This window comes from Streptomyces sp. NPDC058955 (assembly GCF_042741435.1).
In the GTDB taxonomy this organism is placed as follows: Bacteria; Actinomycetota; Actinomycetes; order Streptomycetales; family Streptomycetaceae; genus Streptomyces.
In genome coordinates this window covers 26,275-36,286 of sequence record NZ_JBHYKM010000087.1, presented here as the reverse complement: position 1 = coordinate 36,286, position 10,012 = coordinate 26,275, and the positions used below count along the sequence as shown (strand labels likewise).

Genomic DNA, 10,012 nt, shown 5'->3' with positions numbered 1-10,012 from the left:
ACCACTCCGACCCCCTCGTCTCCACGCCCCTCCTGGCCCACCGGGTCCGAGCCGGGGCGCCCCGCCCCCCCGGGCGGGGGCGCCGGGGGGGGCGCGCGCGGGCCCCCCCACGCCCGTTCCACCCCCACCCGCCCCCTTCCCCCGTCGTCAGGAGATCGCCGTGACCCGCAGCCGGCTCGTCCCCGGTGTCGACGTCGTCGCCGTGCCCAGCCGCGGTCTCGCCGTCCGCACGCCCGCAGGAGAGTTCCTCAGCGTCAGGACCCCCGACGCCGACGAGAGCGCCCTGCTCGCCCGGCTCACCGGCGCCGGCGCCACCCCCGACGACGAAGAACTGCGGCGCGTCGTCCGGGCCTTCGAGGACGCCGGCTACCTCGCGGACGAACCCCCGTCCCCCCGGTGGCCCGCCGCCCGCCGCGACATCCGCCTGCTCGGCGCCCCGGCCCTGACCGGCCCCCTCGCCGCACACCTGACCGCCCTCGGCGCCGCACCCCGGACGGCCCCCGCACCCGACACCCCGGAGACGCGGCCCCCGGACCTCGACGCCCTGCTCGACGGGAACCCCGCCGCCGTCGTCTGGTGCCTCGACGGACCCGTCCCCGACGGGCTCTGGGACACCGCCGACCGGCTCCCCGGCCACGGCGTCGCCTGGCTGCGCTGCCACCGCGAGGGCTGGCAGGCGTACGTCGAACCGCTCGCCGCCACCACCGCAGACGTCACCGCCGCCCACGTCCGCTCCCGCCGCCTCGCCGCCACCCCCGCCCACCGCGAGCTGGCCGCCTACTGGACCGGACCCCGCACCTCCGGCGCCCCGGTCCGGCTCACCCTCCCCGCCGCCGCGCTGCTCGCCGCCCTCCTCGCAGACGACCTCGGGCGCTGGGCCACCGACACCCCGGACACCGCGGGCCTCCCGGCCCGCCGCCGCCTCCGCGAAGTCGACCTGCGCACGCTGACCGTCACCGAGCACCCCGTCCTCCCGGTGCCCCCCATCGCCCCCGCGCCGAGGAGGGACATGTGACCACGGGAGCCACCGGAGGCCCGGTGGCAGCGGCCCACACGGTCGGCGTCGGCGGCCTCCTCACCGACGTACGCCTCCCCGAAGGCCCCGGCCCCTTCCCCACCGTCCTCATCCGCACCCCCTACGACCGCACCCGCCACCTCGCCGAGGCGCGCGCCTGGGCCCGGCACGGCTTCGCCGCCGTCGTCCAGGACGTCCGGGGCCGGCACGCCTCCCCGGGCCCGTGGCAGCCGTACGAGCACGAGACCGACGACGGGGCCGCGACCGCCCGATGGATCCGCCACCGACCGTGGAGCGACGGACGGCTCGTCGCCGCCGGAGCCTCCTACGCCGCCCACTGCGCCGTCACCCTCGCCCTCGAAGCGCCCGAGGACGCCCGCCCCGACGCCGTCATCGCCGCCGTGCCCGCGCTCGGCGCCGCCGACACCGCGCGCGAACCCACCGGACCGGAAGGGCTCCTGACCCGCGCCGGCTGGTGGGCCGCCCACGGCGACCGGCCGGATTCCGACGAGCACGCGCTCGCCAGGGCCCTCGCCGAGGACCCCGACCTGCTCGACCACCTGCCGCTGACCACCCTGCCCCGGCGGCTCGGCCGGCCCCTGCCCTCCTGGGCGGGGCTGTGGCAGCGGCGCGACCGCGGCCGGCTCACCGCCCGCGCGGCCCACGCCGACGTGCCCCTCCTCGCCGTCGGAGGCCACCACGACCACTTCACCGAGGACACCGTCACCCTGTGGCGCACCTGGGGCGGCCCCTCCGCGCGACTGCTCCTGGGCCCCTGGGGACACGGGCTCGTCACCGCGCCCGGGCCCGACGCCCGCCCCGCCCACCGGCTGGACCTCGGCGACCTGTACGTCCGCTGGGCCCGCCGCGCCCTGGCCGGCGACCTCGCCCCCGGCCACCACGGAGCCCTCGCCCTCGGCGGCAGCGACCACTGGCTGCCCGCCGACACGGCCACGCAACCCCGCACGCCACGACTGAGGCCGCTGCGCGGCGCCGCCTTCACCGCCGACCCCGACCACCCCGTCCGCTCCGACGACCTCACCGTCCCCACCGGGGGAGCACCCGACCGCCTCCTCCTCGCCACACCGCCGCTGCCGCGCCCGCTCGACGCCGTCGGGCCCGTCCGCGTACGCCTGCGCGCCACCGCCGACACCCCGTCCGCCGACTGGGCCGCCCGCCTGGTCGCCCTCACCCCGCAGGGCACCGCCGAGCGCCTCGCCGTCGGCGTCCTGCGCCGCGAGGAACCGGCGGGCAGCCAAGGCGAGTTCACCATCGACCTGGGACGGATCGCGCGCCGGCTGCCGGCGGGGACGCGGCTCCGCGTCGAGATCGCCGGACACCACTTCCCCGCCCACGCCCGCAACCCCCACACCGGGGACGACCCCGTCACCGCCACCCGGCTCCTCGCCTCCCGCCGGAACGTCGACGCCGACGGCGTCACGCTCACCCTCCACGCCCTCCCCGCCCGTCCCCCCTCCACCACCGATCCCGCCAAGGAGATCCCGCGATGACGCCGCTGCCGCTGGAAGCACTCGTCGACCCCGTCTGCGGCCTCGTCCGCAAGGTCAAGCCCGTCGAACACCCCCCGGGCACACCACCCCGCTACACCGCGCTCACGGCCGAGATATCCGACGCCCGCAGACACGGACTGTGGCCCGCCGACCGGGTCTCCCTCGGCACCACCTTCGGCGACCCCGAACAGGCCCGCGTCGCCGCCATCGCCGAGGGCGTCGAGCGGTACTGCGGCAACCGCGTCCCGCCGCCCGGCCACCCCGACGCCCCGCTGCGCGCCACCGCCGCCGAACTCGCCGACAAGGGCCTGCGGTCGTACGGCCCCGACGACCTCCCCGCGTACGCGCCGTGGCAGTACGAACGGGAGAAGTTCCCCTACCGGCGCCTCACCCCCGACACCCCCTCCCTCTGGACGCGCGGCACCGAGCACCTGCCCGACGGCGCGACCACCGAGGTGTGGGCGCCCGTCGCCCTCACCCACCTCAACTGGCGCCAGGGCGACCTGCGGGAACTGCCCCGCACCCACCACCTCAACTACGCGGGCATCGCCACCGGCCAAGGACTCGACGACGCCTTCGAGCGCGGCCTCCTGGAGATCGTCGAACGCGACGCCCTCGAACTCTGGTGGCACCTCGACGGCCCGACCCGCGGCATCGACCCCGCCAGCGTGCCCGGCCTCCTGAACGACCTCGCCGGCTCCGCCCTCGACGTCCACCTCGTCGAGATGCCCTCGGAGTTCGCGCCCTGCGTCGGCGCACTCGTCCACGACCCCGCCCTCGGCCTGTACGCGGCCGGCTTCGCCTGCAAGTACGACCCGGCCGAGGCCGCCCGCAAGGCGGTCCTCGAAGCGGTCCACACCTGGGTCTTCACCCAGGGCCTCACCGGCCCCGACGGCTGGGTCTTCCAGGCCGTCGACCTCGGCCTGCTCGCCCGCGGCCTCTACCTGGAACACCGCGCCGACACCCGCTATCTCGACGTGTGCGGCGACCAGTTCGAGCACGTACGCGACCTGGGCGCCCACGTCCAGGTGTGGCTCGACCCCCGGATGGCCGCCGAGGCCCGGCGGTTCACCGAACCCGCCCACGGCACCGTGCCCGTCGACGCGATCGCGACCGGCAGCCGCGAACGGCTCGTGACCGCCCTCCACTCCGGCGGCCACCGCGTCATGACCTTCGACCTGACCACCGAGGACGTGGCCGAGACCTCGCTGCGCGTCGCCCGGGTCCTCGTCTCCGGACTGCTGCCCAACGCGCCCGCCGCCTTCGGCTACTTCGGCTGCCCGAGGCTCGCCGACGCGGCCGTCCGGCGCGGCTGGCGCACCGGCGCGCCGAGCGGCCCGGAGGACTTCACGCTCGCACCTCCGCCGCACATGTGAGGACCGCCGTGAACCACCCCGACCCGGACGACCTCCCCGCCGCCCTCGCCCGCGCCCGCACGGCGGACCCACCCGGGCCCGACACCCCGGCGGGAGCGACCGTCCCGGCCTGGCCCGGACCGCCGCTCGCCCTCCCGCAAGCCGGCCCCGCCGAACTCGACCTGGACGCCCTCCTGCGCCTCTCCCTCGCCGCCACGGACGGCTCGGGACGCCTGCGCCCCACCGCCTCGGCCGGCGCGCTGCACCCGGTGGACACCGTGCTGGTCGTCGGGGACGGCTGCTCCCTGCCGCCCGGACGGTACGGCTACGACCCGCTGCGCCACCGGGTCCACCGACTCGGCGGGCCACCCCACGGGACGCCCCCGGGCACGACCGCCGAACTCTCCGTCACCGCACAGCGCACCCTCTCCCACTACGCCCACCGCGCCCGGCCGCTCCTGCTCCTCGACACCGGGCACGCCGCCGCCGCGCTGCACCTCGCGGCCCGGGCGGCGGGCGCGGCCGAGCCCGTGCCGAGCCTCGACGGCCACGGCGCCGGCGGGGGAGCGCTCGCCGCCGTCCACGTACCGCCGCCCGGTCCCGAGCCCCTGCCGCCGGAGGGCTTCACCCCCGCCGAACTCCTGGCCCGCCGCAGCGACCCGCCACCCCTGCCCGGCACCCCACCCGCCGACGCGCTCCTCGACGTCCTCGCGACCGCCGCCCGCGCCGGCGGCGACGACCTGCGCTGGTGCGCGGCCGTGGGCGGCCCCCGGCCCGGCCTCCTGGAAGCGACCCCCGACGGCGGCGCGCTGCGCCGGTCCGCCGCCGGGGACGCCCGGCCCACCCTCGCGGTCTGGGCGGCCCGCCAGGCGTGGCTCGCCGACGCGGGCGCCGTGCTGCTCGCCCACGGCTGCCCCACCGGCGCCGACGCGCCGCACATCCGCCGTACCCACCTGCGGGCCGGCTACGCGGTCCACCTGGCCCACCTCACCGCCGGGCGACACGGCCTGGCCGCCCGGCCCGTCGGCTCCTGGCAGCGGGCGGACCTCGGCGCCGCGCTCGGCGCACCGCCCGGCAGGGACTGGATCGTCCACGCACTGGCCCTCGGCACCCGTCCCGCCGACGAGGAGAACACCCCATGACCGTCGTCCACCCCGAGCTGCGACGCGCCACCCGCAGCGCCCGCCGCCCCCTGCTCGCCGCCACCCTCCTGCAGGGCGCCGTCACCCTCACCCACCTGGCGCAGGCCGTCCTGCTGGCCCTCGCCCTCGCCGACCTCGCCCGCGGCCGGACGGAACGCCTCGGCTGGCTCCTCGCCGCCGTCCTCGCCGTCGTCGCCGCCCGCGCCGCCGTCACCACCCGCCAGCGGCACACCGCCACCCGCGCCGGAGCCGCCGTCCGGGTGGCGCTGCGCGACGAACTCCTCGTCCGGCTCGGCAGGCTGGGGCCCGCGTACCTGACGACCGCCCGCGCCGGAGCCGTCCGCACCACGCTCGTCGACGGCGTGGAGGGGGTCGATGCGTACGTCTCCCGCTACCTGCCCCAACTCCTCATCACCCTCACCGTCCCGCCCCTCCTGCTCGTGGTCACGGCCGCCGTGGAACCGGCGGCCCCGCTCGCCCTCGTCCCCGCCCTGCTCCTCGCCCTCCTCGGCCCCCGGGCCTGGGACCGGCTCCTCGCCGCCCGCGGCAAGGAGCACTGGGACACGTACGAACGGCTGGGCGCCGACTACCTGGAAGCCCTGCAGGGCATGCCCGCGCTGCGTGCCGCCGGCGCCGTCGGCCGCACCCGCGCCCGCCTGGAGGAGCGCTCCGCGGCCCTGCACCGGTCGACCGTCGCCCAGCTCCGGGTCTCCCTCGTCACGACCGGTATCACCGACCTCGCCATCCAGGGCGGCACGGCCGCCGCCGCGCTCCTCGCCTGCTGGTCGGCCGTCGGCGGCTCCACCACGCCGACCGGCACCTACCTGGTGCTGCTCCTGGCCTCCGAATGCTTCCGGCCGGTCCGCGACCTCGCCCGCGAATGGCACGCCGGATACCTGGGGGCGTCCGCCGCCGACGGGATCGCCGCCCTGCGCACCGCAGAACCCGCCGTCCACGACACCGGCACCACCTCCGCCGACTGGCCGAAGGCACCGGAACTCCGCTTCGAGAACGTCCGGTTCGGCTACGACGGTGCCGCCGCGTCCGCCGTGGAAGACGTCACCTTCACCGCCCCGGCAGGACGTACGACCGCGATCGTCGGCCCCTCCGGCGCCGGCAAGTCCACCCTCCTCGCGCTCCTCCTGCGCCACCACGACCCACAAGAAGGCCGGATCACCCTCGACGGGCTCCCCACCACCGAGTACGCCCTGGACGCCCTGCGCAAGGGCGTCGCGGTGGTCTCCCAGACCACCTACCTCTTCCACGCCAGCATCGCCGACAACCTGCGCACGGCCCGGCCGGACGCCACGGACGACGACCTCACCGCGGCGGCCCGCGCCGCCGGCGTCCACGACGAGATCACCGCCTTCCCCGACGGCTACGCCACCGTCCTCGGCGAACGCGGCGCCACCCTCTCCGGCGGCCAGCGCCAGCGCCTCGCCCTCGCCCGGGCGCTCCTCGCCGACGCCAGGGTCCTCGTCCTCGACGAGGCCACCAGCTCGGTCGACGAACGCCGCGAGGCGGACATCGTCCGCGAGATCACCAAAGCCGCGGGCGACCGGACCGTCCTGGTCGTCGCCCACCGGCTCGCCGCCGTCCGCCACGCCGACCACATCGTCGTCCTCGACGCGGGACGCGTCGACGCCACCGGCGACCACACCCACCTGGTCGAGGCCGGCGGCGTCTACGCCCGACTCGTCGCGGCCGGCCGCACCCACCCGGAAGACCTCGCCGCATGAACACCACCACGCACCCCGCCGCGCCGACCGCACCCGACCGAGGGGCCCTGCGCGCCCTGCTGCCCGCCCTCGCCGACCACCGCGTGACGACGGCCCGCACCTGCGCCGCCGCCCTCCTCGAACAGGGCTCGCTCGTCGCCCTCCTGACCCTGGCGGCGCACACGGTCGGCACGGCCGTCATCGAGGACCGGGCCCCCACGGCCGGCACGGTCGCCGTCCTCGCCGCACTCGTCCTCCTCCGCACCCTCATGACCTGGCGCGAGATGGACCTCTCCCACGACCTCGCCTACCGGGTCCTCGCCGCGCTCCGCGTCCGCGTCTTCGACGGACTCGCCCGCAGCGCACCCGCCCGGGTCGCCGGCCGGCGCAGCGGCGACCTCGCCGCCACCGCCATGGCCGACGTGGAGGCGCTGGAGTTCTTCTACGCCCACACCACCGCCCAACTCCTCGCGGCCGGCACGGTCTTCACCGGCGGTGCGGCGGTCCTCGCCACGGTGGAGCCCCGGCTGCTCGCCGCCGTGCTCCCGGCGGCGGCCCTGCTCGCCGCCGCCCCGTTCGCCCAGGCCCGCGGACGCGCGGCCCGGGGCGCCCGCACCCGGGCCGCCCTCGCCGCGCTCTCGGCCGATACCGTGGAGACCGTCGACGGACTCCGCGAACTGCTCGCCTTCGGCGCCCTCCCCGCCCGCCGCCGCCGACTGGCCGACCACGGCCGGAAGTTGGGCGAAGCCCAGCGGGCCGAGGCGACCTCGGAAGCCGTCGCCGCCGCGATCCGCGACCTCCTCATCGTGACGGCCGTCCTCGGCGTGGTGGCCACGGCCGCCCACTCCGTGACCTCCGGGCGGCTCCACGGCGCCTGGGCGCCGGCGGCGATGGCACTCGCCCTGGCCGTCCTGGGCCCCGTCGCGGAAGCCGCCCGCTCCCTGAGCCAGGCCGTCTCCCTGCGCGCCGCCGCCTCCCGCGTCGGAGCGGCCGTCAAGGCCCCCGCCCTCGCCCCGCCGCCCACCGCTCCCCGCCCGCTGCCCCCGGGCCCCCTCGGCATCCGGCTGCACGGGGTGCGCTTCGACTACGGCGGCGCGGCCGTCCTCGACGGCGTCGACCTGACCGTCCCCGCCGGGCGGACCCTCGCCCTGGTCGGAGCCTCCGGGGCCGGCAAGTCCACCTGCGCCCACCTCCTGGCCCGCTTCTGGGACCCCGCCGAAGGAGCGGCCCAGCTCCTCCCCGCCGACGGCGACCCCGTGGACCTGCGCGAGCTGGACGACGCCGAACTCCGCCGGGCGGTCGCCCTGGTGGGCCAGGAGACACCCCTCTTCCACGGCACCCTCGCCGAGAACCTCCGGCTCACCGCCCCCGACGCCGACGATGCCCTCCTCGACGAGACCGCGCGCCGCTGCGGCGTCGACCGGATCGCCCCGATGGACACCGTCGTCGGCGAACGCGGCGCCACCCTCTCCGGCGGTCAGCGGGCCCGCATCGCCCTCGCCCGCGCCCTGCTGGCCCGGCCGCGCGTCCTGATCCTGGACGAGTCCACCGCCCACCTCGACAACACCGGCGACGCCGAGCTCGCCGACGCGCTCCACCAGCCCGGCCGCACCACCGTCGTCATCGCCCACCGCCGCACCACCATCCGCAGGGCCGACCGCATCGCCGTCCTCGAAGCGGGCCGCGTCGCGGAGGAGGGCACCTGGGAGGAACTGACCGCCCGCCCCGACAGTGCCCTCAACCGCAGCCTCGCCCGGCGCTGACCCGGCCGCCGCCGCATCAGCGCAGCAGGGACCTGACGGCGTCGTACGACCAGGGGCGCACGGCCTCCAGGGCCTTGCCCACGCGGAAGACGGTGGCGTCGTCGTAGGGGTGGCCGACGATCTGGAGGCCGGTGGGGATGCCCCAACCGGACATCCCCGAAGGGACGTTGAGGACGGGGCAGCGGTTGTTGATGTTGAACGGGCTGGTCATGGCGGCCCACAGGACGTCGACCGTCTCCTCGCCGTGGACGACGACCTTGTCGCCCGCCAGGTCGTCGCCCGCGTGCCAGCCGGGGATGGCGGTGGTGGGGCAGACCAGGGCGTCGAATCCGTCCATGGCGGTGGCCAGCTGGCGCTGCAGGCGGTGCTCCGCGCGCAGGGCGTCGAGGTAGGTCGCCTGGGTGCGGGCGTACGCCATCAGGTCGGCGAAGGCGACCGTGTACGGGCTGAGCAGGTCGCGGTGGCGTGCGGCGGTCTCCTCGACCATGGCGCCGAAGATGCCGGAGAAGTGGCCGGCGATCGCGGTCAGCAGGTCCAGGTGGGTCCAGGGGAGCGTGATCTCCTCGACCCGCGCCCCGGCGTCGGCGAGGGCCCGGGCGGCCGCCCGGGTGTTGGCCTCGACCTCGGGGTGGACCTCGTACTCGCCGAGCCGCACGCACAGGGCGACGCGGAGACCGGCCGCGTCCTCGTATGCGGTGGGGAGCGTGAGTTTGGGCGCGACGGAGGTGTGGTCGCGGGGGTCGGGCCCGGACAGCACGTTCTGGAAGGCGATGACGTCGTCGACGCAGCGGCCCATCGGGCCGTCGCCCCGGTAGTGGTCGGCGGCCAGGACGCCGAGGCCGGGGTTGCGGCCGTACGGTGCCTTGAAGCCGACCGTCCCGGTGAAGGCGGCCGGGACGCGGGTGGAGCCGCCGATGTCGGAGGCGGAGGCGAGCAGGGACGTACCGGCGGCGAGGGAGGCGCCCGAGCCGCCGGAGGAGCCGCCGGGCGTGAAGTCCGGGTTCCACGGGTTGCGGGTGACGCCCCACATCCGGGAGTGGGTGTAGGTCGCGAGGGAGAACTCGGGCGTGGTGGTGCGGGCGTGGATGATGCCGCCGGCGTCGAGGATCCGGTCGACGACGGGGTGGTTCTCGGTGGCGACCTCGTCCTTGCGGGCGAGGGAGCCCTCGGTGAGGGAACGGCCGAGGATCGCGTGCTTCTCCTTCGCCGCGACCGGGATGCCCTCGAGCGGACGAGGTGCGAGGCCGTTCTTGCCGAGATAGCGGTCCTCGGCGTGCCGGGCCTGGTCGAGGGCCTCGTCGAAGAGGCGCTCGGTGAAGGTGTTGAGCCGCGGCTCGGTCCTCTCGGCGCGGTCGGCGACGGCCCGCATGAGCTCGACGGGCGACAGCGCGCGGGAGGCGAACAGGCGCAGGGCCTCGGTGGCGCCGAGGTAGCAGAGGTCGTCCCCGTCGGTGGGGGCCGGGGCGGGGTGGTGCGCGGACATGGTGTTCCTCTCGTGAGGGCCCGCC

General features: G+C 77.2%; 7 protein-coding genes. 6 read left to right on the top strand and 1 reads right to left on the bottom strand.

The window, feature by feature from the left end; translation table 11 throughout:
• Positions 1-160 precede the first annotated feature (160 nt).
• The 6 genes from ACFW1I_RS27415 to ACFW1I_RS27390 are packed head-to-tail and all read left to right on the top strand — an operon-like array spanning position 161 to position 8,504.
• Complete coding sequence (locus tag ACFW1I_RS27415) at positions 161-1,015, top strand: hypothetical protein (protein WP_384674844.1); 855 nt, start codon at positions 161-163, stop codon at positions 1,013-1,015.
• Positions 1,012-2,526: a CocE/NonD family hydrolase gene (locus tag ACFW1I_RS27410; protein WP_384674842.1), complete on the top strand. Its 1,515-nt coding sequence runs from the start codon at positions 1,012-1,014 to the stop codon at positions 2,524-2,526. Before ACFW1I_RS27415 ends, ACFW1I_RS27410 begins: the two co-directional genes overlap by 4 nt.
• Positions 2,523-3,902: a YcaO-like family protein gene (locus tag ACFW1I_RS27405; RefSeq protein ID WP_384674840.1), complete on the top strand. Its 1,380-nt coding sequence runs from the start codon at positions 2,523-2,525 to the stop codon at positions 3,900-3,902. Before ACFW1I_RS27410 ends, ACFW1I_RS27405 begins: the two co-directional genes overlap by 4 nt.
• 8 nt (positions 3,903-3,910) lie before the next feature.
• On the top strand, positions 3,911-5,023 hold the full coding sequence (locus tag ACFW1I_RS27400) for a SagB/ThcOx family dehydrogenase (protein ID WP_384674838.1): 1,113 nt from the start codon (positions 3,911-3,913) through the stop codon (positions 5,021-5,023).
• Positions 5,020-6,762 carry an ABC transporter ATP-binding protein/permease gene (locus tag ACFW1I_RS27395; protein ID WP_384674836.1) on the top strand — a complete coding sequence of 581 codons (1,743 nt, stop codon included), beginning with the start codon at positions 5,020-5,022 and terminating at the stop codon, positions 6,760-6,762. The genes ACFW1I_RS27400 and ACFW1I_RS27395 overlap by 4 nt, the downstream gene beginning before the upstream one ends.
• Positions 6,759-8,504 (top strand): ABC transporter ATP-binding protein, encoded by a 1,746-nt coding sequence (locus ACFW1I_RS27390; protein WP_384674834.1) that lies wholly within the window; start codon positions 6,759-6,761, stop codon positions 8,502-8,504. Before ACFW1I_RS27395 ends, ACFW1I_RS27390 begins: the two co-directional genes overlap by 4 nt.
• 16 nt (positions 8,505-8,520) lie before the next feature.
• Here the strand turns inward: ACFW1I_RS27390 and ACFW1I_RS27385 are convergent, their stop codons facing one another.
• Complete coding sequence (locus ACFW1I_RS27385; protein ID WP_384674832.1) at positions 8,521-9,987, bottom strand: amidase; 1,467 nt, start codon at positions 9,985-9,987, stop codon at positions 8,521-8,523.
• Positions 9,988-10,012: the final 25 nt, after the last annotated feature.

What these genes read in the sequence shown, in the direction of transcription:
- ACFW1I_RS27395 (WP_384674836.1), top strand. Translation starts at nt 5,020, where the DNA reads ATGACCGTCGTCCACCCCGAGCTGCGACGCGCCACCCGCAGCGCCCGC.
- ACFW1I_RS27385 (WP_384674832.1), bottom strand. Translation starts at nt 9,987, where the DNA reads ATGTCCGCGCACCACCCCGCCCCGGCCCCCACCGACGGGGACGACCTC.
- ACFW1I_RS27405 (WP_384674840.1), top strand. Translation starts at nt 2,523, where the DNA reads ATGACGCCGCTGCCGCTGGAAGCACTCGTCGACCCCGTCTGCGGCCTC.
- ACFW1I_RS27390 (WP_384674834.1), top strand. Translation starts at nt 6,759, where the DNA reads ATGAACACCACCACGCACCCCGCCGCGCCGACCGCACCCGACCGAGGG.